Annotated in this window: 25 protein-coding genes; 17 read left to right on the plus strand and 8 right to left on the minus strand. The window is 71.3% G+C overall.

The features are described 5' to 3' along the window. Positions 1–121: 121 nt before the first annotated feature. Both IPJ59_RS27545 and IPJ59_RS27550 read left to right on the plus strand, forming a co-directional pair. Complete coding sequence (locus IPJ59_RS27545) at positions 122–769, plus strand: class I SAM-dependent methyltransferase (protein ID WP_293274003.1); 648 nt, start codon at positions 122–124, stop codon at positions 767–769. A gap of 125 nt (positions 770–894) precedes the next feature. After that, complete coding sequence (locus IPJ59_RS27550) at positions 895–1713, plus strand: class I SAM-dependent methyltransferase (protein WP_293258648.1); 819 nt, start codon at positions 895–897, stop codon at positions 1711–1713. Between the two features lie 69 nt (positions 1714–1782). Here the strand turns inward: IPJ59_RS27550 and IPJ59_RS27555 are convergent, their stop codons facing one another. Next, positions 1783–3063: an MFS transporter gene (locus IPJ59_RS27555; protein ID WP_293274004.1), complete on the minus strand. Its 1281-nt coding sequence runs from the start codon at positions 3061–3063 to the stop codon at positions 1783–1785. 33 nt (positions 3064–3096) lie between these two features. Further along, on the minus strand, positions 3097–3810 hold the full coding sequence (locus tag IPJ59_RS27560) for a hypothetical protein (protein ID WP_293274005.1): 714 nt from the start codon (positions 3808–3810) through the stop codon (positions 3097–3099). A gap of 125 nt (positions 3811–3935) precedes the next feature. Here IPJ59_RS27560 and IPJ59_RS27565 point away from each other — a divergent pair, with 125 nt between their 5' ends. Together IPJ59_RS27565 and IPJ59_RS27570 are read left to right on the plus strand one after the other, a co-directional pair. Continuing rightward, on the plus strand, positions 3936–5483 hold the full coding sequence (locus tag IPJ59_RS27565; protein WP_293274006.1) for an OmpP1/FadL family transporter: 1548 nt from the start codon (positions 3936–3938) through the stop codon (positions 5481–5483). Positions 5484–5508: 25 nt separating this feature from the next. Then, positions 5509–6150: a hypothetical protein gene (locus IPJ59_RS27570; RefSeq protein ID WP_293274007.1), complete on the plus strand. Its 642-nt coding sequence runs from the start codon at positions 5509–5511 to the stop codon at positions 6148–6150. Here the strand turns inward: IPJ59_RS27570 and IPJ59_RS27575 are convergent, their stop codons facing one another. The 3 genes from IPJ59_RS27575 to serS are packed head-to-tail and all read right to left on the minus strand — an operon-like array spanning position 6151 to position 9356. Beyond that, complete coding sequence (locus tag IPJ59_RS27575; RefSeq protein WP_293258660.1) at positions 6151–7257, minus strand: hypothetical protein; 1107 nt, start codon at positions 7255–7257, stop codon at positions 6151–6153. It lies immediately after the preceding gene. A 44-nt stretch (positions 7258–7301) separates the two neighbouring features. Next, a complete protein-coding gene (locus IPJ59_RS27580) occupies positions 7302–7958 on the minus strand; it encodes a glycerophosphodiester phosphodiesterase (RefSeq protein ID WP_293274008.1) in 657 nt (218 codons plus the stop codon). A gap of 36 nt (positions 7959–7994) precedes the next feature. Next, entirely contained in the window at positions 7995–9356 is a 1362-nt protein-coding gene (serS, locus tag IPJ59_RS27585) for a serine--tRNA ligase (RefSeq protein WP_293274009.1), read from the minus strand. A 116-nt stretch (positions 9357–9472) separates the two neighbouring features. On the opposite strand from serS, the gene IPJ59_RS27590 reads away from it, so the two are divergent. From IPJ59_RS27590 to IPJ59_RS27630, 9 genes are all read left to right on the plus strand, one after another. Next, positions 9473–9694, plus strand: a complete 222-nt coding sequence (locus IPJ59_RS27590) for a hypothetical protein (RefSeq protein WP_293258666.1) — start codon at positions 9473–9475, stop codon at positions 9692–9694. A 262-nt stretch (positions 9695–9956) separates the two neighbouring features. After that, entirely contained in the window at positions 9957–11648 is a 1692-nt protein-coding gene (gene dacB, locus IPJ59_RS27595; protein ID WP_293274010.1) for a D-alanyl-D-alanine carboxypeptidase/D-alanyl-D-alanine endopeptidase, read from the plus strand. Between the two features lie 43 nt (positions 11649–11691). Then, positions 11692–12747, plus strand: a complete 1056-nt coding sequence (locus tag IPJ59_RS27600) for a D-alanine--D-alanine ligase family protein (protein WP_293258670.1) — start codon at positions 11692–11694, stop codon at positions 12745–12747. A 4-nt stretch (positions 12748–12751) separates the two neighbouring features. Continuing rightward, positions 12752–13762: a tryptophan--tRNA ligase gene (trpS, locus tag IPJ59_RS27605; RefSeq protein WP_293274011.1), complete on the plus strand. Its 1011-nt coding sequence runs from the start codon at positions 12752–12754 to the stop codon at positions 13760–13762. Positions 13763–13931: 169 nt separating this feature from the next. Further along, on the plus strand, positions 13932–14720 hold the full coding sequence (locus tag IPJ59_RS27610) for a GNAT family N-acetyltransferase (RefSeq protein WP_293274058.1): 789 nt from the start codon (positions 13932–13934) through the stop codon (positions 14718–14720). 14 nt (positions 14721–14734) lie between these two features. Next, positions 14735–15601, plus strand: a complete 867-nt coding sequence (locus IPJ59_RS27615) for a hypothetical protein (protein ID WP_293274012.1) — start codon at positions 14735–14737, stop codon at positions 15599–15601. 106 nt (positions 15602–15707) lie between these two features. Continuing rightward, positions 15708–16541, plus strand: a complete 834-nt coding sequence (locus IPJ59_RS27620; protein WP_293274013.1) for a hypothetical protein — start codon at positions 15708–15710, stop codon at positions 16539–16541. A gap of 99 nt (positions 16542–16640) precedes the next feature. Further along, positions 16641–17276, plus strand: coding sequence for a TetR/AcrR family transcriptional regulator (locus IPJ59_RS27625; RefSeq protein WP_293274014.1), 636 nt, complete (start codon positions 16641–16643; stop codon positions 17274–17276). 76 nt (positions 17277–17352) lie between these two features. After that, entirely contained in the window at positions 17353–17943 is a 591-nt protein-coding gene (locus tag IPJ59_RS27630; protein ID WP_293258682.1) for a GTP-binding protein, read from the plus strand. Positions 17944–17995: 52 nt separating this feature from the next. Here IPJ59_RS27630 and IPJ59_RS27635 read toward each other — a convergent pair whose 3' ends face one another. Further along, positions 17996–19504, minus strand: coding sequence for a hypothetical protein (locus IPJ59_RS27635; protein WP_293274015.1), 1509 nt, complete (start codon positions 19502–19504; stop codon positions 17996–17998). Between the two features lie 110 nt (positions 19505–19614). On the opposite strand from IPJ59_RS27635, the gene IPJ59_RS27640 reads away from it, so the two are divergent. Genes IPJ59_RS27640 through IPJ59_RS27650 form a run of 3 tightly spaced genes read left to right on the plus strand, consistent with a single transcriptional unit; the run spans position 19615 to position 22383 of the window. Continuing rightward, entirely contained in the window at positions 19615–21414 is a 1800-nt protein-coding gene (locus IPJ59_RS27640; RefSeq protein ID WP_293274016.1) for a CFI-box-CTERM domain-containing protein, read from the plus strand. Positions 21415–21428: 14 nt separating this feature from the next. Then, positions 21429–22049 (plus strand): hypothetical protein, encoded by a 621-nt coding sequence (locus tag IPJ59_RS27645; RefSeq protein WP_293274017.1) that lies wholly within the window; start codon positions 21429–21431, stop codon positions 22047–22049. Positions 22050–22083: 34 nt separating this feature from the next. After that, on the plus strand, positions 22084–22383 hold the full coding sequence (locus tag IPJ59_RS27650; protein WP_293258691.1) for a hypothetical protein: 300 nt from the start codon (positions 22084–22086) through the stop codon (positions 22381–22383). Positions 22384–22393: 10 nt separating this feature from the next. Here IPJ59_RS27650 and IPJ59_RS27655 read toward each other — a convergent pair whose 3' ends face one another. Next, entirely contained in the window at positions 22394–23344 is a 951-nt protein-coding gene (locus tag IPJ59_RS27655; RefSeq protein WP_293274018.1) for a homoserine kinase, read from the minus strand. A gap of 155 nt (positions 23345–23499) precedes the next feature. Here IPJ59_RS27655 and IPJ59_RS27660 point away from each other — a divergent pair, with 155 nt between their 5' ends. Then, a complete protein-coding gene (locus IPJ59_RS27660) occupies positions 23500–23856 on the plus strand; it encodes a hypothetical protein (protein ID WP_293274019.1) in 357 nt (118 codons plus the stop codon). On the opposite strand, the gene IPJ59_RS27665 is transcribed toward IPJ59_RS27660, so the two are convergent. Further along, positions 23822–24811, minus strand: a complete 990-nt coding sequence (locus IPJ59_RS27665; protein ID WP_293274020.1) for a DsbA family protein — start codon at positions 24809–24811, stop codon at positions 23822–23824. The genes IPJ59_RS27660 and IPJ59_RS27665 overlap by 35 nt on opposite strands. Between the last annotated feature and the right edge of the window lie 103 nt (positions 24812–24914).

Consider the following 24914-nt stretch of genomic DNA (forward strand, 5'->3'; position numbering starts at 1 on the left):
TCGGCCCGCGGCGCCCGCTGCACAGGTCGCCGCATGCGGCCACCAAAAGGCTGTGCCCACGCAGGCGCGCGGCCTTGTCCGCGTGACATTCGCCCGGATCTCGTTACAATCCCGGCCGCCCGTGCCCCCCGCGCTCGACCGTTTCCAAGCCGTGTGGCGGTTCTTCTCCAACGCGTTTCGCGACTGGGATCAGACCGCCTCCTTCGTCCCCAGCTCGCGCTTCCTGGTCGACGCGATCGTTCAGGGCGCCGCGCTGAAGCGGGCCCGCGCGGTGGTCGAGCTCGGCGCCGGCACCGGCACCGTCACCGCAGCCCTGCTCGCCGCCATGCCCGCGGACGCCAAGCTCTACGCCGTCGAGATCGACGGCCCCCTCCTCGACGCCACCGCCCGCCGCCTCCCCGACCCGCGTCTGGTCCCGATCCACGGCTCCGCCGCCGACCTCCACGAGCTGCTCGCCGCCGCCGGCCACGAGGGCCCCGTCGACGCCGTCGTCTCCTGCCTCGGCATGAGCCTGCTGACACCCGAGCTGCGCCAGTCGATCCTCGCCAGCTCGATCGCCATGCTCGGCAGCGACGGCGTGTTCGTCCAGTACGGCTACCTCCACGCCCGCGTCGTCGTCTACAGCCCGGTCCGCGGGTGGTCGCGCTTCAACCTCCAGCGCTATCTCCAGGGCCACTTCGAGCAGATCCAGCAGCAGCGAGTGATGGCAAACTTCCCGCCCGCCGACGTGTTCGTGTGTCGTCAGGCCGTGCAGTCGGCTGCCCACTAGCTGCCTGGGCGACCGCGAATTCGGGTCGAACCGTGCAGTCATTTGCACACTGACCGTCATACTTCGGTCATGACATTGCGCCGCTCCGTCGCTCGGTGTATCGATTGCGCCGATCGGAGCCTTCGTTGACGACGCCGAACACCGACGAACTGTTTCAGAGCACCTACGACCGCGTGGCCGCCCGCTACGACGATCTATGGAGTCGCCACGTCCAGACCCCGAACGACCGCCTCACCCGCGGCCTCGGCCTGCGCCGCGGTGAACGTGTGGCCGACCTGGCCTGCGGCAGCGGGGCCGCGACCCTGCCGATGATGCGCCTCAACGCTCCCGGCGAGACCGTCGCCGTCGACCCCTCCGCCGGCATGCTCCACCTCGCCCGCGAGGCCGCGGCAAGCGAGGGATTGGCGCTCAGCGCCATCCAGGCCAAGGCCGAGGACTTCATCGCCGCCGCGCCCGCGGCCTCCTTCGACGTCCTGTCGATGCGCTTCGCCCTCGCCTACCTCGACTGGCACAGCGTGCTCCCGGCGATGGGCCGCCTCGTCCGCAGCGGCGGCCGCGTCGGCGTGCTCACCTCGCTCGCCACCAGCGCCCCGCAGGCCCTCACCATCTACCATCGCATCGCCGAGAGCATGGAGATGGAGATCAACGAGCCTCCCACCCCCAAGAACATCGGCATCGTCGAGGAGCTGCTCGCCCGCGGCGGCCTCCGCATCGACGACTCATGGCAGCACGGCTTTCGCCTGTGGTTCGGCTCCGGCGTCGAAGCCACCCGCTGGCTGCTCGACACCGGCTACGTCACCCACCCCGCCCTCAAGGGCCTCGAAGGCGAGGTCCTCGACGGCCTCGTCGAGCTCTTCGGCGCCCACCTCGACGGCGAGTTTCGCGAAGACGACGGCCTACCGCTCGACTTCTTCGTCACCGGCATCATCGCCCGCCGGCCCTGAACCCGGCGCCTGGCCTGAACTTGGGCCTGACCTTGGGCCTGGGCTCGGCCCAGCCAGCGCGCCAGCGCCTCAGCCCTGCGCTTTGGCCCGCCGCCGCCACAGCGACGGGTCATCGCTACGAAACACGCTGGTCGCCACCAGCACCAGCAGCCACAGCGCCGCGAGCTGCCAGAACAGCAGCTCGCCGCCGAAGGGCACCTTGGTCCCGTCCGGGCCGACGCTGTAGGTGACGTACAGATATCCGCAGAGCAGCGGCCCCGCCAGCGTCCCAAGCGCATACGAGACGTTCAGCAGCGCGTTCGATCGGTTGTAGTCGCGCGGCTCCGCGATCAAGCTCTGCAGCGCGATGCTCAGCGGGTACACCGGCGCGAGCACGGCCCCCGCGAAGAACACCATCGCCGCGACCACCGGGAACCACGGCAGATAGACCACGCTCACCGTGATCACCGCCCCGATCGCCACCAGCGCCCGGATCGTCTTCAGGTGCCCGTGGCGGTCGCCGATGCGCCCGAAGATCACCACGCTGACCGCCATCCCCGCGGCGAAGAACGCCACGAGCAGCTTGGTCGGCCCCTCCGCCACCCCGCGGTGATCGATCAGGAACAGCGGCAAGAACAGCACCAGCGAGCCCTGAAAGTACCCGTAGGTGAAGGTCGTCAGGCAGGCCGTCTTGATCTGCCAGTACAGCTGCAGCGCCCCAATCGGCGGGCCCTCCGGCTCCAACGCCGTCGACGCGTCGCCGTGCTCCGCGTGGTCCGAGCCCGCGACCGGCCCAATGTGCTTGTCGAGTCGGAGGAGCCCCAAGAGCGCCGCCAGCACCGCCAGCATCCCCGCGCACACGAAGGCCAGCTTGCTCGGCCCGATGTACACGAAGCCCGCCGCGAACACGCTGCCGATCACGTAGCCGATCGCCAGCACGATGCTGTACAGGCTGGTGACGAAGCCGCGATTGAGCGCCGTGGTCCGCATCAGCAAGATCGTCTCGATGCTGATCCACGCCCCCACCGAGAAGGCCCCGTCGATCGCCCGCGCCGTCGCCAGCCCCGTGAAGGTGGTCAGGAACGGGAACACCGCCGTCGCCACCCCATAGCCCGCCAGCGCCACCGCGAGCATCACCCGCGGCGACAGCACCCGCACCAGCGCCCCCATCGGCACCGCGAAGATCGCGATCCCGGCCGAGAAGAAGAACGCCAGACCGCCGATCGTCTGCTCGTCGATCCCCCGCTCCTTGTTCAAATACACCGCGACGATCGCCATGACGATGCCATAGGCGATGCCCAGCATCAGGCACATCATGTACGCGACGCGGATGCTGGGATCTTTGAGGATGTCTCGGACGGCCTGAATCAAAATGCTGCTACTTGCCGACGTGCCCGGTCTTGTTCACATGTCGGTGACGGTCTTGCCGTCGCAAGTGATCGTCACGTCGGTCGGCAGCACCTTCTTGTCCGCAAGACGCACCGCCGCGAAGCTCGATCCCGTGATATCGCCGACCGGCGGCTCCTTCACCTCGCCGGTGACCGTGCCGCAGTAGAAGTCGTCGGTCTTGATCGTCCCGGCCATGATCAGGCTGGCGACGATGTTCGCACCGGTGATCGGGTTGGCCTCACCCGTGACCATCACGATCCCCGCGTCGATCGTGAACGCACCGTCCACGATCTCCAGCCCCTCGAAGCACAGCGGGTCACCGATCGGCACCCGCGGCACCGTCACCTTGCCCGCCATCAGCGTCAGCGGCTGCAGGCAGCTCGCCAATAACATCTTCCCGTCCATCTCCGTGACCATGTTGGTGGCAATGAACTGCAGCGGCTTGCTGCGGTCGACCGTGGTCGACACCGCCAGCAAGAAATCACCGCTGATGTCGAACGCTGGCGGCCCCCCGGTCGTGGCCCCGGTGCCACCGGTGGGTCGGCTCGTCGCAGTGGTCGTCCCGGGATCACCCGTCGAGCTGCCCTCCTTGGTCTGCTCGGTGAATTCATCGAACTTGCCCTGCGGGTCCGGACCGCAGCCCGGCCCAAACAGCAGCCCGCACACGGCCAGCATCCCCAGCCCCCCGACTCCCCTCACCACATGGTGTTCGACCTGTACTCGCGTCATGGATGGCCTTCTTTGTTGCACGCCGGGACCGGCTTCCATAGTAGAGTGCGACCGCCTCTCCGCTCAAGCGCCGTTTCGACTCGCCGCGCTTTCTCTCCGCCGCTCCGCCCACCGCGAGGATTCCCATGGCCCGCCCGCTACGCTCCCGTCCGCGTCGTGCACCCCTCTCTGCCCTGGTCCGCTGCGCCGCGATCCTCGGCCTCTCCGGCGGCGTCACGGCGGCCCTCAGCGTCAGCCTTGACACCACGGCCCACGCCTCGGGTCTCTCGGCCGCCCGCTTCGGCGGTGAGCACGGACACCCCACCACGGACAACCCGACCGCGATCTACTACAACCCCGCGGGAATCGCGCTGAAGCCCGGCACACGCATCATGCTGGACGCCAACCTGGCGTTTCGCTGGGCCAGCTACCAGCGCCCCGAATCCGCGATCAACAACCCCGGCACCGGCACGCCGGACGACGGCACCGCCGCCAACTCGGGCACCGCCAAGCTGCAAAACACCCTGGTCAGCCCCTTCTTCGGCGCCCACTCCGACTTCGGCACCAAGATCTTCTCCGCCGGCGCGGCCCTCTACTTCCCCTTCGGCGGCCAGGCCGTGTGGGGCCAGAACTCCGCCTACGCCAACAGCAGCGCCTACCCCGGCGCCCACGACGGCCCCCAGCGCTGGTACACGATCGACGGCAAGATCCGCTCGATGTACATCACCGGCGCGATGGCCTTCAACATCCCCCAGATCGGCCTCAGCATCGGCGTCTCGGGCAGCGCCATCCGCAGCGAGACCGACACCATCCGGGCCCGCAACGCCGACGGCAGCGATGACCTCGTGATCCCCCCCCCAATCGGCAGCCGCAAGGAGGGCCGCAGCTGGCTCGAGGCCTCCGGCTGGCAGGGCGGCTTCGGCATCGGCGCCATCTGGAACTGGCAGCAGCGCCTGTGGATCGGCGCCTCCTACACCAGCCAGCCCAACGTCGTCGGCGGCATGACCCTCAAGGGTAAGCTCTCCAACGCCCTCGCCAGCCCGATGGTCCCCACCAAGTCCCCAGCCGAGCTCACCCAGACCCTCCCCGACATCATCCGCCTCGGCTTCCGCGTCCGCCCGACCGAGCGCGTCGAGCTGCGCCTGTTCGCCGACTACACCCGCTGGTCCGTGTTCGACAAGCAGTGTGTCCTCGACGCCAGCGTCAAGGACCGTGGCTGCGGCTTCACCGGCGCCGACAAAGCCCTCACCGAGCCCGAAGGATTCGGCGCCGAAGAGAAGGATCCCGACGGCCCCGATGGCCCCCTCAAGTCACCGACCAACGGCACCATCCAGCACCTCCCCCGCTTCTGGAAGGACGCCGGCGGCGTCCGGGCCGGCGCCTCCTACTGGTTTCTCCCCCAGCTGGAGACCTACGTCGGCGCCGGCTACGACAGCAGCGCCGTCCGCCCCCAGACCCTCGACGCCGCCCTCATGGACATGAACAAGATGTCCTTTAGCCTCGGCGCCCGCTGGCAGATCGTCAAGCAGTTCGCCATGGCCCTCACCATCTCGGACATCGCCTACTTCAAGGTCGACACCAATAAACGCAGCGTCCTCAACAAGTTCGCGGCCCCCACCAAGCAGGCCTCGGCCGAGGGCATCTACAAGCAGAACATCCTGCTCGCCAACCTCTACCTCGACGTCCGCTTCTGACCTGTCGCGCATCCGGGGCCCGGCCATGCAGGTGACCGCCACCTCGCTGCGCCGGGCCCTCATCGCCACCAGCGCGGCCTTCTCCGCCATCGGCCTGCTCGCCGAGCTCCTGCGCGCTCGCCTCGGCCCGCACCCCATCTGCTCCCTGCTCTCGCTCAGCTTCGAGGGCAACCTGCCGTCCTGGTACGCCAGCGCCCTGCCGCTGCTGTGCGCCGCCCTGCTCGCCTCGATCTCCGCCAGCGAGGCCGAAGATCGCCGCCACTGGCAGGCTCTCGCCCTCGGCTTCCTCGCCATCTCCATCGACGAGGCCGTCGGCCTGCACGAGCTGCTCGGCGGCCTGTTCACCACCACCGGCCTACTCCACTTCGGCTGGGTCATCCCCGCGTCGCTCCTGGTCCTCGCCCTCGGCCTCGCCTTCCTCGGCTTCCTGCGCCGCCTGTCCCGAGAGACAGCCCGCCGCTTCGTCCTCGCCGGCGCCGTCTACGTCACCGGCGCCGTCGTCTTCGAGCTCCCGCTCGGCTGGTGGAGCGAGCAGCACGGCGACGACAACCTCACCTATTACCTGCTCGACTGGTGCGAGGAGACCCTCGAGCTCGCCGGGCTCACCCTGTTCGCCAGCGCCCTGCTCACGCGCCTCACCGGCCGCGAGCTCCGCCTCACCGCCTGATCACACCTCGCCCCGGCGCACCGACCAGATGAAGCCGTCGTACCAGAAGTGCATCAGCGACACGACCAGCGTCAGCCCCAGCGCCGCACGCTGCTCGCGCCCGTCCACGCACTCGGCCCACAGCCCGTAGGCGAACGCCGCCCCGACCATCAGTAGCAGCGCCGCCGCCCCGCCGAGCCGCGCCCGCTCGAGCCCGAGCCGTCGCCGCAGGTTGCCGCGCTCGCTCCACCACACCAGCCCGAAGTACTGCCACGCGTGAAAGAAGTTCATGACAAAGAACGCCTCGCCGAAGCTGTCGAAGCCCCAGCACACCAGCGAGCACAACCCCGTGAACACCAGCAGCAGCAGCTTCTGCCACGACACCCGATAGCCCCGCCGCGCCAGCCGCAGATACCCCAGCACATACACGATCAAGTACAGCCCGCCGAGCACCAGCAGCCCGCGCGCGAGCAGCCCCTGCTGCGCCTCCGCGTACACTGGCACCGCGCGAAACACCGTCGCGCCGACCTTCTCGAAAGTCTCCAGCACCGCCAGGTGCGCCAGCAAGGTCGCCCCGGCCAGCAGCGGCCCGACATACAACAACACGTTCAACCCGAGGTCGAGGCGCCGCCCCAGCGCCGGCGGGTTGCCGCGGCGCGCGTCGTAGATCCTCCCGAGCCCGAAGGTCTGCAGGCTCGAGTGCAGCACGTCCCACCACACCGTCACCACCACCGCGATCGCCAGCGCCCAGTCCGACGCCCACAACAACAGCCACAGCAGCACCGGCACGCCGACGAAGCGCCAGCGATGCCGCGCGAAGATCCGCGGGTTCCCGTGGCTGCGCACCACCACCAGCACCAGGTGCGCCATGATGAAGCTGCCGATGAAGATCCCCGTCGCCGTCTCCGCGTGCCCCCACAGCCGCAGCGGCTCGTCCGCCAGCGCCGTCCCCGAGATCGCCGCGCCCACGCCGAGCGCCAGCAGCGGCGCCCCCACGAACATCACCGCGTCATACACCGGCCCCGCGATGTAGCCACTGCTGGCGGCTATGTCGCTCGTCGCCACACGTTGGCAATGCGCGTCAGTCACCGGCCCCGCGATGTCGCCACCGATGGAACCGTCGCGCACGCGCCATCATAACGCCATCGTGGCCCCGTCGTCGCAAGGGCCCATCACGGGCTATCAGTCATGATCCGCTCGACCCCCCAGCCCTCCACCTCTCGCTTGCGCAGCGGGCTGTTCACCGTCCACACCCCTACCTGCAAGCCCTGCCCGTGATATCGCCGCACCGTCGCGGCCGTGCACAGCCGGTGATCGAGGTGCACCGAGGCGCAGCCGAACGCCTGCGCCCCGTTCACATGCAAGAAGGGCGGGCTCTCGGCCGCCAGCAACAGCGCGTGCTCGTAGGCGCTGCCCGCCCCCCGCGCGGCCAGCAGCATGCGCGGGTCGAAGCTGCTGAGCAGCACCCGCGGCCGCCCCGACAGCACCCGCACCGCCTCGCGCCCGATCTGCGCCCCGCCGGCCTTGAGCTCCACGTTGAGCCAGCGATCCGTCGGCCATACCCCCAGCAGATCACGCAGCCGCGGGATCTTGCCGCCGCGCAGCAGCGTCACCGCCGACAGCTCCTCCCAGGTCAAGTGCTCGACCCGCTCGTGCCGCCCCGCCAGCCGCAGCAGGTCGGCGTCGTGGAACACGATCACCTCGCCGTCGCGGCTCAGCTGCACGTCGAGCTCGACCCCGTCGGCCCCCCGCTCGAGCGCGTGCAGGAACGCCGGGAGTGTGTTCTCGAGGCGAGCGTCGCTCGCTCCACGGTGGGCAAAGATCATCATGGCGTGGCCTCCCTTTCTCTCTCAGCACCTGCCGCCTCAGCGCCGGCGGATGCGCTCCATCCCCACCACCGGCTGCAAGCGCTCCGGCACCACCACGCTCCCGTCGGCCTGCTGGTAGTTCTCAAAGATCGCCACCAGCGCCCGCGAGCACGCCACCGCCGTGCCATTCAGCATATGCACGTGCCGCGGCTTCTGCTTGCTGCCATCCGGCGCCAGCGGCCGGTAGCGGATCTTCAGCCGCCGCGCCTGATAATCGGTGCAGTTGCTCGTGCTCGTGATCTCGCCGTACGCGCCGCGCCCCGGCATCCACGCCTCGAGGTCGAACTTGCGGTACGCCGGCCCGCCGAGGTCGCCGCTGGCGATGTCGATCACGCGGTACGGGATCCCCAGCCCCTGAAAGATCTCCTCCTCGATCGCCAGCAGCTTCGCGTGCATCAGCTCGCTCGCGTCATCCTCCGCCGACACGAACGCGAACAGCTCGACCTTCGTGAATTGATGCACGCGGTAGAGCCCGCGCGACTCCTGCCCCGCCGAGCCCGCCTCGGTGCGAAAGCAGTGCGACACCCCGGCGAGCAGCAGCGGCAGCTGGTCCTCCTCGAGGATCGTGTCGGCCAGCATGCCGCCCAGGGTGATCTCGGCGGTGCCCACCAGGCACAGGTCGCTGTCGGCGATGCTGTAGATCTGCGTCGACTCGCCCCGCGGGTTGAAGCCGAGCCCGCGCAAGATCTCCTCGCGCGCCAGGTCCGGCGTCACGTGCAAGGTGAAGCCGTGCCTGCGCGCGACCCCCAGCGCGTAATGCTGCAACGCAAGGTCCAGCAGCACCGCCTCGTTCTTGAGGTAGTAGAACTTCTGCCCCGCGACCTTGGCCCCGCTGGCGAAGTCCACCAGGTCGAGCGCCTCGGCCACCGCCAGGTGATCGCCCGGCACGAAGCCCTCCGCCGCGAAGTCACGCGGCACGCCGACCCGCCGCAGCTCGCGGTGATCCTCGTCCCTCGCCCCGCGCGGCGTGTCCGGATGCGTCAGGTTCGGCACCCGGCTCCACACCTCGTCGCGCTCCTGCAGCGCCGCCTCGGTCTCGACCGCCAGCTGCTTCTCCAGCTCGCGCAGCCGCCGACCCTCCTCGATCAGCAGCTCACGCGCCGCCGCCTGCGCCGCCTTCTCGAGCTTCCCGACCGCCTTCATCCCGGCGCTGGTCTCGTTGGCCGCCCGCCTGCACTCGTCCTGCCGCTGCAGCAGATCGAGGTAGCGCCGGTCCAGCGCCACCAGCCGCTCCACCGTCCGCGCCGCCCAGTCCGGCCCGTCCCCGGGCCCGAGATCCGCGTACACCCGGGCGTGCCGGTCGGCGAGGTTCTGGGCGATCGCCTGGCTGTCGTCGCGTAGCAGCTTGATGTCGAGCATGGCGCGCGGATGGTAACAGACGCTTGACCCCCGGAGCGGCCTCGTCCATGCTCCGCCCCCCCGGGACTACCTGCCTGCAGGACCCGTCCACTCCTTCAAGAGCACGAGTTTCGACCATGGGATACGGAGACAACCGCCGCACGCCGAAGATGAACCAGCGCAAGCGCCAGACCAAGCTCCACCTCCGCCTCAAGCGGCGGGCGCTCGAGGTCCGGGCCCAGCGCCAGTCCAAGAACCCCCTCCAGGCCGCCGAGCCCGCGGGCAAGAAGAGCAAGGTCAAGAAGGAGAAGGAGAAGGCCCCGCGCACCGAGAAAGCGGACAAGGCCGACAAGGCCTGAGAAGCCCTCGAGTCCGAGGTCCGAGGATCCTCATCCTCCTGCGGCCGGCCGACCAGGCGCCGCGGCTCTCCCGAGCCGCCCACCTCGGTCCGCCGGCCCTTCGTGCGCCCGGCCCCTGAACACCCGCGCCCCTCCCGGCACCTGTCCCTCACGCCAGGTCGCCGCGACCAGCACACGCCGCCAGCCCGGCCCAGCATCGGCCCTCGAGCCGGCACACGCCGCCAGTTTTTTTGTCCGCCGGCCCCTCGCGGGTAGATCGGTCGTGCTGCCCCTCTCCCTCGAGGCCCGCACCGTGGCTCGCCCGCTCCCCCAGATCGCCAGCTTCTTCCTCGCGCTGATCGCCGCCCACGCCGGCCTCGCCGTCGCCGGCCCGTCCGACGCGCCCAGCTCGCTCGCCGCGGTCCTCCCCCGACCTGCCCCCACGGACAGCCCCGCGCAATCTGTCCCCACGGACAGGTTTAACAGCCTCGCCGCAGCTGTCCCCACGGACAGCCCCACGCAACCTGTCCCCGCGGACACCCGCCACGAGCCCGACTGGCCGACCACGATCGCCGCCCGCCTGGCCACCCTGCGCGCCCACCCGCGCCCGCTCCCCGCCGCCGAGGCCCAGGGCGCCCGCCTCCTCGCCCTGCGCCAGCAGCTCGCCGCCGTCGTGCGCCGGGCCGGCGGCGCCCGCATCGGCGTGCACGTCCGCGACCTCGACAGCGGCCGCGCCCTGTTCGACCACCGCGGCGACGAGCACTACAACCCCGCCTCCAACCAGAAGCTCGTCACCGCGATCGCGGCGGTCGAGCTGCTCGGCCCCGACTACCGCTTCGCCACCCGCGTGCTCCGCGTCGACGACGCCCTGATCCTCGTCGGCGAGGGCGACCCGAGCCTCCAGCTCGCCGACCTCCACGCCCTCGCCAGCGAGATCGTCGCCGCCGGAGCCCACCTCGGCATCCGCAAGATCCTCGTCGACGACAGCGCCTTCAGCCCCGAGCGCTACGGCCCCGGCTACAGCGCCCAGGGCGACGGCGCCAGCTACACCGCCCCGAGCGGCGCCCTGTCCCTCGCCTTCAACACCGCCGTCGCCACGATCCGCCCGACCACCCCCGGCCAACCCGCCAGCGTCGACCTCACCCCCGCCAGCGCCCACCTGCGCCTGCAAGGCGAGATCCGCACCGGCCGCGGCCGCGAGCTCCGCGTCGTCAGCCGCGACGCCGACGACCTCACCGTCTTCGAGCTCGACGGAGCCCTCCCCGCCGGCCACGCCCCCGTCACCGTCCGCCGCCGCGTCGCCGACCCCGCCCTGTTCACCGGCCACGCCTTCGCCGAGCTCCTGCGCCAACTCGCCGACAACACCAACGACGCGCCGCTCCCCGTCACCCGCGGCCGCGCCCCAACCCACGCTCGCGACCTCGCGGTCCACCACTCCGCCCCGCTCGTCCAGGTCCTCGCCAGCTCGCTCAAGTTCTCCAACAACTTCACCAGCGAGCAGGTCCTTCGCACCGTCGGCTGGCGCATGTCCGGCGCCCCCGGCTCGTGGCACACCGGCCGCATCGCCGTGCTCGCCCTGTGGTCCGCGCTCGGCCTCGATCCCGCGGACCTCGAGTTCGAGAACGGCGCCGGCCTCAGCCGCCACGGCCGCGTCAGCCCGCGAGCCCTCGTCGCCCTGCTCGCCCGCACCCGCGAGGAGGGCTCACCCGCCGCCGCCCTCATGCCGACCCTCGCCAGCGCCGGCGGCGAGGGCACGCTGCGCCGCCGCCTCACCGCCAGCGACGGCCGCGTGCGCGGCAAGACCGGCACGATCTCCGGCGTCAGCGCCCTCTCCGGCGTGGCCGCCAGCGCCGACGGCCGCGCCGCCCTCGGCTTCAGCGTCCTCATCAACGGCGACGGCCCCGCGACCCACCACCGCCGCGTCCAGGACCGCGTCGTCCTCGCATTGCTCGCGCACCTCGATCGCCTGCCATAGGAAGTCGCCAGGCGCCGGCCGCGTTGGTAGCTTCGTGCCAGCCATGCCAGCCAAACGCCTCCTCCTCGTCTTCGGCGGCCGCAGCTCGGAGCACGAGATCTCGCTCCGCAGCGCGACCGAGGTGCTCGCCGCCCTCGACCACGCGCGCTTCACCCCGGTCCTGCTCGGCATCCGCCGCGACGGCGGCTGGCGCACGGGCAGCAGCGACACCCCGCTCGCCGGCATCATCAGCGACGGCGAGCCCGTCCACGACCTCCGCGCCCTCGCCCCCGACCTCGTGTTCCCGGTCCTGCACGGCCCCCACGGCGAGGACGGCAGCTTCCAGGGCCTGCTCGAGGTGCTCGGCCTCCCCTACGTCGGCAGCGGCGTGCTCGCCTCGGCCCTGTGCATGGACAAGGCCCTGATCAAGCACGTGCTGCACCACCAAGATCCGCCGGTCGCCGTGGTCCCGTGGATCGAGCTGCACGCCGACGCCCTCGAGACCCTGCACGAGCGCCAGCGCATCGTCGACCGCGCCCACGCCGAGCTCGGCTTCCCCTGCTTCGTCAAGCCCGCCAACCAGGGCAGCTCCGTCGGCGTCAGCAAGGCCGGCGACCACGACGAGCTGATCCACGCCCTCCAGCTCGCCGCCCGCTACGACAGCAAGATCTTGATCGAGAAGGCCGTCGACGCCCGCGAGGTCGAACTCTCGATCCTCGGCAACGGCGACGACGCCACGATCGTGAGCGGCCTCGGCGAGATCGGCCTGCCCCCCGGCGAATGGTACGACTACGACAACAAGTACCTGAAGGACACCGCCACCCTACAGATCCCGGCCAATCTCCCGCCAGAGCTCGCCGCCCGCATGCAAGCGATGGCATTACGCGCCTATCGCATCGCCGGCTGCAAGGGCCTCGCCCGCGTCGACTTCCTCATCGACCGCCCCAGCATGGAGCCCTACCTCAACGAGATCAACACCATGCCCGGCTTCACCTCGATCAGCATGTACCCCAAGCTCCTCGGCCACATGGGCATCGGCTACACCGAAGTGCTCACAAAGCTCTGCGAGCTCGCCCTCACCCACCACGCCGAGCGCCAGCGCCTCAGCGTCACCCGCTAATGTCATGACCTCCCCCACCCCGCGCGTCGTCTCCGGCATCCAGCCCTCCGGCACCATTCACCTCGGCAATTACTTCGGCGCCATCCGCCAGCACATCGCCCTGCAGGACACCCACCCCGGCGACGCCTTCTACTTCATCGCCGACTACCACGCCCTCACCACCGTGCGCGACCCCGCGGTCCTGCGCGCCCACGTCTTCGACTCGGCCCTCACCTACCTCGCCCTCGGCCTCGACCCCGCGCGCGCCACCCTGTTCCGCCAGTCCGACGTCCCCGAGGTCACCGAGCTCGCCTGGCTGCTCGCCACCGTCACCGGCATGGGCCTGCTCGAGCGCGCCCACAGCTACAAGGACAAGCTCGCCAACAACATCACCCCCAGCGTCGGCCTGTTCTTCTACCCCGTGCTCATGGCCGCCGACATCCTCGCCCACGACGGCACCCTCGTGCCCGTCGGCAAGGACCAGCTGCAGCACGTCGAGATGGCCCAGGACATGGCCACCCACTTCAACGAGGCCTACGGCCGCGACCCGCCGGTCCTCTACCGGCCCGAGCCGCTCCCGGCCAAGGCCGCCGTCGTGCCCGGCCTCGACGGCCGCAAGATGAGCAAGAGCTACGACAACAGCCTGCTGCTGTTCGAGTCGGGCAAACCGCTGCGCAAGCGCGTCGGCCAGATCGTCACCGACTCGACCCCGCTCGGCGAGCCGCTCCCCTTCGCCACCTGCAACGTCGTCGCCCTCCTGCGCCTGTTCTGCGACGACGCCGAGCTGGCCGCGATCGAGACCTACTATCGCGACGGCCGCCGCGACGGCGCCCCCTTCGGCTACGGCCACGCCAAGCTCCTGCTCGCCGAGAAGATCGAGCAGCACTTCGCCCCCGCCCGCGCCCGCCGCGAGCAGCTGCTCACCCCCGCCGGCCGCGCCGAGATCGAGGCGGTGCTGGCCCGCGGCGCCACGAAGGCCCGCGCCGTCGCCAGCGCCACCCTCGCCCGCTGCCGCCGCGCCTGCGGCCTGCGCTGACCACCTGTCCCAATGACCAGGCGACCCAGCCACCGCGCCAACCACCTGATCGCCTCCGCTGACCACCTGTCCGAATGACCAGGCGACCCGCCACCGTCGCGACAACCGCGTCCTGCTGGCCGCCGACGTCAACCTCGAGCTCGCCGATCTCGAGCCCCTGGTCCTCCGCATCTTCGGCGCCGGCGACCGCCTACCCGGCTGGTTTCGCCGCAAGCTCGCCCGCGAGAGCGTCGACCCGGCCTGCTCCTCCCTGGCCTTTGGGCCAGGTGACGAGCTCGTCGGCTACTTGCTCGTCGGCGCCGAACCCGGCCCGCCTGAACCCACGGCCCACTGCGCCGGCCTCGGCGTCCTCCCGCAGCACCGCGGCCGCGGCCTCGGCCCCGCGCTCGTCGCCTGCTCCATCGCCGCCGCCCGCCGCCGCGCCGCCGCCCTGCACGCCCTCGCCGAGCCGCCGCTCCGCGGCTTCTACGAGCGCCTCGGCTTCCACCCGCTCGCCGCCAACCACACGCTGCAAACATCCGGCCTGGGCCGCCGCGACCTCGACCTCGCCGCACACCCGCCCGCCGCCTGGCCCCTGCCCGGTCGCGTCGTCGCCAGCTGGCGACCCGGCACGTGGTCACGCACCCCCACCGCGGAGGCGGCCACCGTCCAGCTCGAGCGCGGCGCAGCCCACCTCTCCCGCGAGGGCCGGGCGATCCTCGTGCAGCGCCTCTGCATCGACGCCGACCACGACGACACCAGCGCCGCGACGATCGTCGCCCTCGAGGCATTGCGCCAGCGCTTCGCCGCAACCACGCCGATCCTCCTCTACGGCTGCGATACCGTGAGTTGCGTCACCGCTGCTATCCTGCGCACGCCTCACTGGCGCGTCGTGCAGACCGCCTGGGAGATGCAGCTCCGTTTCATCGCCGCAGTGGACAAGCACGCGCCACCCGCCGCATCATGCCGCCCGAACTGAGGAGTCTGTCCGTGATGCTCAAGCTTGATCGTGGTCTATTCGCACTGCTCTCCGTCGCCTCCGCCCTCTCCCTCGGAGCCTGTCGCGGAGACGACAGCGCCAGCAGCTCCGACTCGGCGACCAGCACCGGCGGCACCGACGACACCAACGCCTCCAGCAGCGGCGTGCCGACCACCACCGTCGGGAGCACCACCGGCGTCGAGGGCAGCACCACCAGCGGCGACGTGCCGACCACCGCCGACACGATGGCCTTTATCACCACCAACACCACCGGTGAGCCGGCCAAGCTGCCCAACGGGGCGATGTGCGCCTCCGACGACGAGTGCGAGTCGATGAACTGCTTCAGCATCGCCGGCGGCATGATCTCGCTGTGCGCCGACTGCAACGAGGACCAGGACTGCGTCGACGCCGGCACCGGCACCGCCTGCACCCTCGACATCGCCGGCGGCAACGCCACCTGCACCATGGGCGACGGCGGCTCCACCTGCATGAGCGACGCCGCCTGCGCCGACGGCTTCACCTGCGAGGCCGTCCTCGACGTCCCGATCCCGGGCCTCATCCCCAACATCTGCAGCGACTGCGGCGAGTCGGCCGACTGCATGAACATGCAGCTTTGCACCCCCGCCTTCGACCTCATGCAGTTCAGCGGCCAGAAGTCCTGCGTCGACCCCGGCAGCGTCATGAACAACAACCTGTGCCCCAAGGGCCCCGACGGCGCCATGGTGTGCATGTCCAGCCACTGCACCTCCGCCTCCCTCTTCGGCCTCCTCGACGTGTTCATCTGCGGCGAGTGCACCGACGATATGGACTGCGACATGGGCCAGACCTGCAAGCCCGCCGAGGCCTCGATGATGGGCTTCTCGGGCACCGTCTGCGTCTAGCCGCGTCTGGCAGCCCGCCCCCGCCCGACGCCTCCAAACGGCCCCGCAGCCCGCCTGCGGGGCCATTTTCGTGGCCCACGCTACCAGACAAACACGGAGCCGCCCCATGGTTGAAGTCGACGTCTTCTGGGCCTACGCGATCGGCGGCAGCTGTGCCGCCGCCGCCGGTCGTCCGCTCGCCAGCGCCAGCGCGCCGCTCGACACCCCCCACTTCACCCGCACCCTGCTGCTCCTCGCGCTCGTGTGGGCCCCCACCGGCCTGCTGCTGCTCCTGCGCCACCCGTCGTGGGAGACCATGCAGGTCGCCGACAACTTCGCCGCGATCCCTCCCTGGCTCACCCTCGGCTTCGGCCTCACCAACGTCACCCAGGGCATCGTCGGCTTCCTCGTCGGCGCCCGCCTGCTCGCCCACGGCCGCAGCTACGCCGCTCACATCAGCTGGCTGCTCGGCTACTTCGCGATGTTCTTCGTCCTCCTTTACGGCTGGGACGGCCGCGGCTACGACCGCTTCCTCTACGACCGCGACATGTTCGGCGGCGTCGCCTGGACCCCTGGCGCCGGCTTGCAGCCCAGGGCCGGCGTCCACTTCCTCACCAGCAGCGTCGCCCGCACCCTCTACCTCGACGGCGTCTACCTGCTGCCCCCCCTGCTCTACCTGATCGGCCGCTGGCACCGCGAAGACGCCCGCCGCAGCAACAACCCCCAGGCCGCGCGATCGATCGTCGACTGGGCCGGCCTCCACCTCGGCCTCATCTTCGGCGTGGCCCTCGGCGCCGCCGGCTTCACCGCCCTCGTCACCCACCAGCTGTTCACCGTCACCGGCGACCACCTCATCGCCATCACCATCGCCGTCCCGCTCAGCCTCACCGTCCTGTGGCAGGGCCTGCTCGCCCCCGGCCGCCCGCTGCAGCGCCGCCTCGCCCGAACCCTCGGCCTCTAGCGCAGGACCACCGTGGTCGGCCCCGCGCACGCCGATCTGCTTGACCATTCAGTCCAAATTTATCTTGACCACTCGGTCCGGTAAGCCTATCTTGACTGCATGGTCCAAAACATCTACGTTCAACCCGCCTGCTACCGGCGGCCAAGGTTCATCATGGCTCGCACCAAGGAGTTCGATCCAGACGAGGCCCTCGACCGCGCGCTCGACATCTTCTGGCGCCGCGGCTACGAGGGCACCTCCCTGCGCGACCTGCTCGAGGGCATGGACATCTCGCGCCAGAGCCTCTACGACACCTTCGGCGACAAGCGCTCGCTGTTCCTGAAGGTGCTCGCGCGCTACGAGGCCCTCGCCATGGAGGGCCTGGTCCAGCTGCTCGAGGGTCGCAACACCGTCGCCGCGATCCGCGGCTTCGCCGAGTACTTCCTGCACGAGGTCGTGCTCGACAGCGATCGCGGGTCGTGCCTGATGGCGAGCACCGCGATCGAGGTCGGTCGCGCCGACCTCGAGATCCAGGCCGTCGTGAAGACCTACTTCGGGCGCATCGAGACCGCCATCCACGCGGTCCTCGCCGGCGCCATGGAGGCCGGCCAGATCGACGCGGGCCGCGACCTGCGAGCGATCGCCCGCCACCTCGTCAACGCGATCTACGGCCTCGGCATCATGGGCCGGGCCGGCAGCTCGCGTCCGGTGCTGCGCCAGATGTTGAACGTCGCCCTCTCCGTGCTCGAGCGCTAGATAGCCACCGCTCGGGACAGTGACAGTCCAGTGATCGTGACAGCGGCCCGCGCACGCGCGGCCAGGAGGTTTCGCCATGTCCTTCGTGAACTACGCGGCGCGGGAGATCACGCTCAAGCTCGTCTATTACGGCCCCGGTCTCAGCGGCAAGACCACCAACGTGCGCCACCTTCACGGCGGCACCGCCGAGGATCGCCGCGGTCGACTCATCGAGCTCGCCACCGACGAGGAGCGCACCCTCATGTTCGACTTTGCCCCGCTGACGGTCGGCCAGATCCACGGCTTCGCCCTCCGCTTCCACGTCTACAGCGTGCCTGGCCAGATCTTCTACGCCGCCACCCGCCGCCTCATCGTCCGCGGCGCCGACGCGATCATCTTCGTCGCCGACTCGCAGGAGCCCCGCCTCGAGGCCAACGTCATCTCCCTCGAGCACCTCGAGAGCGACCTGCGCGAGCACTTCGGCCACCCCGACGCCGTGCCCTGCGTGATGCAGTACAACAAGCGCGACCACCCGGAGGCCGTGCCGCTGCCCCAGCTCCAGCGCACCCTGAACCCGCGCCACTGGCCCGAGTTCGAGGCGATCGCCGCCCGCGGCTTCGGGGTGCAGACCACCAGCCGCGCCGCGATCAAGCTGGCCCTGCGCAGCACCCAGCGCGAGCTCGGGTGAGCCGTTACCGCTGCATCAGCGGCGGGAGCTCGCCGCACGAGCCAAGGCACCATCACGGCTGCATCAACGGCGGGAGCTCGCCGCAGAACAGCTCCTCCTCGTAGAAGTAGCCGAGGAAGCGCAGCCCGACCCCGGGCGCGCCGACCACCGCCGCAATCGGCGTCGCCGCGTGACCCGAGCGGCACAGGCTGCGGCTCAGCACGAACTCCCGCAGCGCCCGCGCGTCGGCCACGATCTCCGCGTTGTGCGAGCCGGCGCCCGCCTCGAAGCGCGCCAGCTCGCGGCTCGGCCCCAACCCCGGGACCACCAGCGCCGCGTCGCGCAGCTGCCAGCGACCCGCGCCCGCGTCGCGCTCGTCGCTCGCCAGCGCCGTGCCGATGCGCACCAGTCGCGCCCGGGCCTGCTCGAGGTCCGCCGCCGCGAAGCGACGACGTCGCGGCGTACAGATGTCCTCGAGCGCCGCGTGCACCTCGGTGAGCGCGCCGAGGCGGTCGGCGAGCACCGTCCACTCGCGGTCCAGCGCCTCGCTCGCGGCCTCCGCCGCCGCCTGCCCGAGGCGACGGATCTCCGCCTGGTAGTCGCGCCCGACCAGCGCCGGGCAGTGCTCGCCCGCGGCCACGCCCGACTCCGGCGCGGCGATCCTCGCCCCGCCGACCAGCACCAGCCGCGGCGCCTCCGGGCACGCCGCGATCGCCTGCCCGCACTTCTCGTACCGCCGCAGCTGCTCGCGGTACGCCACACCGCACGCGTGCCGCGCGAAGCTCTCGTCGTCCGTAGAGTCGGCGCGCGACCGGACCTGCCCATACTCCGCCAGCTCGGCCACGAAGCCCGGCACGAAGGCCCGCAGCTGCTCGCGGTACGCCGACCACAGCAGCGCGTCCGCGTGGTCGAGGAACGGCCCGAGCTGCGCCAGCGCCAGCTCCTGACCCGCCGCCAGCGCCTGCATCACCGGCTCACAGCTGCCCACGCTGACCGCCGGCAGCGCCTGCCACGCCTCGAGCTCGACCACCGCGTCGTCGAGCCCGAACACCGCGCTCTCCTGTCCCTTGAGCCAGGTCGACGCCCCCGCCGGCAAGCCGTAGCGCGGCCGACCCTCGGGGCCGATGCTGCGCCCCGGCGTCCGCAGCTCGCCGCGGTCCTCCGCGCCTGGCCCCTGCAGCTCGACGAGCGCCGCCTGACGGTGCCCGAGCACGCGGGTGTGAGGGCTGAGCGCGGCGACCAGGCCCGCCCCACGCTGCGCCCACGCGTCGCCCGCGAGGCGCGGTCCGAGCAACAGCGTGACCGCGCCCGCCTCGGCCAGCGCCGCCCCGAGGGCCGCGGGATCTCCGGCGGTGAGGCTCGGCGGGGTCCACGGCACTGCCAGCCCCGGAAAACCGAGCCCCGCCTGCGGCGGCGGAGGTCCTTGCTCGCGGCGCAGCGCCGTCGACCCGAGCGCCGGCGTGGCCGTCAGCGGCGCCTGCTTCGGCCCGCAGGTCAGGGCCGCCGCGCACAGACCGAGGCCCGCCCCGACCACCGCTTTCCGGGCGATCGACTGCGGAGGCCAGCTGCGCTGCGAGGTCACGCCTTCGCCATCCTACGGCCGCCGCCACCCTCCTGGGGTGATCCAAAGCACCCGCCGACCCCGGCCCCGCGCACCCCTGGTCGCGGCGAGGGGACGTGTATACTGGCGAAATGTCGCGCTCCTTGAGCCTACAGCGCCTCGCTGGCGCCCTCGTCCTCGGCACCATCAGCGCGGGCCTCTACGGCGGCGACGCCCGGGCTGCCGGCGGCGACCTCCTGATCGAGCTCCACTACAAGCCGGTCCCCAGGGTCCAGATGGCGATCTGGCTCGAGGACAAGGACGGCAAGTGGGTCCAGGACATCCTCGTCACCCAGGCCACCGGCAAGCTCGGCATCGGCAACCGCCCCGGCGTGTGGAACTTCGTCTCGAGCTGGCGCGCCCCCTACGGCCCGCGCCCCTCGGTCCTCCCGATCTGGGCCCACCGCCGCGGCAAGACCTACCCGAAGCTCATCTTCTTCGACAAGGACCCGGCCGACACCGAGTCGCTCGGCTGGCACGAGAACACCAGCTCCGCCGAGAACTACTACTGTCGCCCGCTCACCGAGGCCGAGAACAAGACCATCTCCGTCGACACCATGACCTGCCCCTCGCCCGCGGTGTTCCAGACCGACAAGGGCGCCTTCGACGGCAAGGCCACCAGCTACTACCCGCCGCGCAACGACCTGCTCGAGTTCGAGAAGAACTCCGACTCGCCCGAGGCGATGACCTACGCCGCCCTCAACGACCTCGACGCCGTCACTGAGGCCACCCCGGACGGCAACAAGCCCGAGTACGTCACCGCCATGGTCCCCGCCGAGCTCGCCGCGAACGGCCCGCTCACCGCCTGGATCGAGGTCAGCCTCGAGCACGACGAGAACCCCAGCTACGACTACGACCGCGAGAAGGACCACTACGTCGACCCCCGCCTCGACAACTACGGCGTCGAGTACCTCGGCCAGCCCTCCGTCACCTACAAGCTCTCGTTCGACCCGCGCACCAAGGGCTTCACGGGCAGCTCCAAGTACGCCGGCTACGGCGACTGGAACGGCGCCACCGGCACGCTCCATCCGCCCGACAAGACCATCAGCAGCAAGGGAGGCAGCGGCGCCGACCGCCTCCTGCAGTACAGCCTCAACGGCGAGACCTTCCGCTTCGGCGTCTACGCCTACGGCGACGGCGAGCCCGTCGACCCCACCGACAGCGACACCGGCAGCGACACCGGCAGCGACACCGGCAGCAGCGACAGCGGCGTCGACACCGGCGCTGACACTGGCGACGACGGCGGCTGGGGTCACTGCGACATCCACAGCCTGCCCGCGATCACCGACCTCAAGCTCGAGGGCCTGAGCTTCGACAAGGTCCGCGTCCACTACACCGTCCCCGCCCAGGCCGACCCCGAGTTCGCGGTCGCCAAGCTCAGCGTCCACCTCCTCACCGGCGAGCAGCCCCTCACCCCCGAGCGCCTCGACGCCGCCCACCTCCCGCCCTTCACCGTCGTCTCGGACGACGGCCCCGGCACGCCCTCCACCCTCGACGTCGAGCAGCTGTGGGGCAACTACACCTACCAGATCGGCCTCACCTACGAGGACAAGTGCGGCAACACCAGCGCCCTAGCGACCGCCGCCATCACCACCGAGGCCCAGAAGTTCCAGCAGGTCGAGGGCTTCTGCTTCATCGCCACCGCCGCCTACGGCGCCCCCTGGGTCGCCCAGGTCCAGGCCCTGCGCTGGTTCCGTGACGCCTACCTCAAGTCCTCACCGATCGGCCGCGACCTGGTCCGCTTCTACTACACCTACAGCCCCCCGCTCGCCCGCGTCGTCCACCACCAGCCGGTCCTGCGCGGCATGGTCCGCGTCGTCCTCCAGCCGGTCGCCGACCTCGCCCGCAAGACCACCGCCAGCCTCCCGGCGCCCGCCCGCGGCCCGGGCTGAGCGGCACCCGGCGCATGGCTGAGCCCGCCCTCCTTACTGGCCGCCTCACTGGCCGCCTCACTGGCCTCCTCACTGGCCTCCTCGCCGTCGCCCCCCCGGCCGGCGCCGCTGTCTCGCAGGACATGTCCCACAGGACAGGCGCCGTGACCCCGCAGCCCGCCACGACCAACCCTGGGCCCAGCGCCCCCGGACCGGACCCACGCTCGCTCGCCGCCGACCACCCCGCCGCGATGAGCGGCCCCGAGGCGCCGCCCCCTGCGCTCGATCCACCTCCGGCCCCGACTGTCGAGGGCCCCGCGCCCGCCCCCACACCGACCGCCACGCACGACGCGCCCGCGGGCCCCTGTCACGGCTCGCGGCCGTGCAAGCGGCTGCTCGTGCTCGGCTCGCTGAGCGGCGTGCTCGGGGTCGCCACCGTGATCGCCGGCGCCGTCCTGGCGGCGCGCCCGATCGTCGTCGACCCCGACGACCCGACCATGGCGATCACCTACCGCCCCGCCGGCACCGCCGCCCTCACGATCGGCATCGGCGTACTCACCACCGGCCTGCTCACCACCCTCGCGGCCGTCCGCGCCAGCCGTCAGGCCCGGCGCGCCGCCACGGCGCTGCGCCGCGACCCTCGCCCCGCGCTGTAGCGCCGACCGCCCGCGGCGTGCGATGCTCCCGCGCGTGATCGCTGCGCACGCGCGGGCCCGCGGCCGCTCCGTCGGTTGCCTCGCCCTCCTCGGCCTCGCCCTCGGCCTCGCCTGCCACATCTCCAACGAGGACCACTGCGTGCACAAGGCGATCGAGAGCGACGCCTGGTGCGCCGCGCAGAGCCCCGCGCGCCCGTTCTGTTCGCCCTGCGAGGCCCAAGGCCACGGCTGCGTCGCGGTCGCGCCCGACCCCGAGGTCTGCCCGGCCTACAGCCCCGACGGCGACACCGACAGCACCAGCACCGGCGACACCGACACCAGCACCAGCGCGTGAGCCCGCCGCCTCAGTGCAGCGGCGTCGACAGCACCCGCGCCCCCGGCCCGACCTGATCGACGTGGCCCTTGCCCGGCACGCCGATCAGCGAGAAGCACTCCTCGAGGATCAGCAGCAGCGCCTCGGCGCGGCTGGCCGAGGCCGCCAGCGCGAAGGTCGTCGGACCCGAGCCGCTGATGCTGCACGCCAGCGCCCCCGCCTCCTGGGCCGCCGCCTTGGCGTCGAGAAAGCCGGGGATCAGCTGGGCCCGCACCGGCTCGACGATGTCGTCGACGATCGCCTCGCCGAGCAGCGCCAGGTCGCCCTCGTGCAGCGCGTGGACCAGCAGCCCGAGCCGCGCCGCCTGCTGCACCGTCGCCGCCAGCGGCACCATCGCCGGCAGCACCCGCCGCGCGTCGGCCGTGTTCACCTGACAGCCCGGCGTGTACACGGCGATCCACAGGTCCTTCGGCACCGGCAGGTTGATCACCCGCAGCGGCTCCACGCAGGTCACCAACACGATGCCCCCGAGCAGCGCCGGCGCCACGTTGTCCGGATGCGCCGCGCCGCAGGCCACCAGCTCGCCCTCGCGGGCCAGGTCGACCATCTGCGTCGGCGCCAGCCCGAGCCCGAGCGCCGCGTCGGCGGCCACCAGCGCCGCGCAGGCGCTCGCCCCCGACGACCCGAGCCCGCTCCCGAGCGGCAGCCCCTTGTGCAGCTCCAACTCGATCCCCGCCTCCGGCGCGTAGCGGCGCAGCAGCGCCGCCACGGCCACGCCGGCAGTGTTGCGCTCCGCCTCGCGCGGCAGCTTCCCGCCGTCCCCCTCGACGCTGACGATCTTCACACCTGACCGTTCGGACAGGCGCGCCCGCACACGATCCCCCGGCCCACGCAAGGCCAGACCCAGACAGTCGAAGCCCGGGCCGAGGTTCGAGACAGTGGCGGGCGCGAAGGCTTCGATCCAGGGGCGTGGGCGGGCCATGGCAGTCCTCGCACTTTGGACCCCCCCCGCCGCCGCTCGCAAGCGTCACGCCGCGATTTCTCGCCGACCAGAAAGCCCACAAGCTCGTGCGCCACCCGGGCCGACCCCTCGTCCCGGGAACAGGCCCCCACGGCGCCCACGAAAGGCCCCACATCATGACGCTACGCATCCTCCTCGCCCTCGCCATCCTCGCGCCCCTCCCCGCCTGTGATCCCGAGCTCGCCGACAACGCCGACACCGCCCGGCTCGCCGACCTCGACGCCGACCTCGACGCCGGCCTCAACCTCGACGCCGACCCGATCGGCCACCCCGACGAGCTCGCCCCCAGCTGCGAGGTCGCCTGCCTCGAGCGAAGCGTCCGCCGCTGCAACGGCGACTCGATGGGTCACTGCCAGGACACCGCCGTGATCGACGACGTGCTCGCCTGCCTCGTCGACGAGTGCGGCGTCACCGACGCAGAGCTCGCGGGGCCCAGCCTCAGCGCCGCAGCGCGTCCTCGATCCACCCGGTGATGGTCCCGCCGAACAGCGCCGAGTTCATGTAGCGCCCGTTCACGAACACCGCCGGCGTGCCCTGGATGTCGAGCTTCTCGCCCTCGACCCGGTCCTGCTCGACCCGGTCCTGGCCCTTCTTGGCCTTGTACGACGCGTCGAACTTCGCCATGTCGAGCCCGATCTTCTGCGCGTAGCGGCGGATGTCCGCGTCCTCCAGCGTCGTCTGGTTCTCGAACACGATGTCGTGCATCTCCCAGAACTTGCCCTGCTCCATCGCCGCGACCGTGGCGATCGAGGCCGCCTTGCCGCGCACGTGGCCCGACAGCGGGAAGTGCTTGTAGACCAGCTTGGCCTTGCCGCGAAACTGGTCGATCGCCTGGCGCAGCACCGGCGCCTCCTGGCGGCAGTGCGGGCACTCGAAGTCGGCGAACACCACCACCGTCACCGGCGCCCGCTCGTTGCCGTAGACCGGGCAGCCCTGGATGTTGATCTCCCGCGGCCGCAGCGAGTCGACCACCAGCTCGAGGCTCGCCTTGATGTCGCTCACCGAGGCGCCCTGGACCAGCGCGTCGGCGATGAACTGCGACACGCTCAGCGAGTCGCGGCACGAGGCGTCATCACGCAGCGAGACCGCCAGGCTGTGAGCTTTGGCGCAGGCGCTCGGCTCCGTGTTGATCAGCTGGAAGAAGCTGGTCTTCTGCGGCTCGCTCAGGCGCGACAGGTCGACCCCCTTCGCGTCCATGATCTCGGTCGGCCCCACCACCGGCCCACTGCCGCCACTGCCGCCACTGCCGCCACTGCCGCCACCACTGGCGCCACCACTGGCGCCTGTAGCCGCGACCGGATCCTTGCCCGTCGCCAGCGGCGGCGGCCCTGCCGTGGTCTCCGGGCCCGCCGCCGGGGCCGTACAGGCCGGGCTACACGCCGAGAGAATGAGCAGCAGGGGTGCGAGCGTGCACTTGGAGGAATTCATCACGAGTGTCCTGAGGGGGCCCGCGGATGAGCAGCCACAGGCGGGCAACGCTATCGCACGCCCCGGCGGGCCGCAAGACCGGCCGCCGCCGCCCCGCGATCTC

Origin of the sequence: Nannocystis sp., from assembly GCF_016714285.1 — a bacterium.
GTDB lineage: Bacteria > Myxococcota_A > Polyangia > Nannocystales > Nannocystaceae > Nannocystis.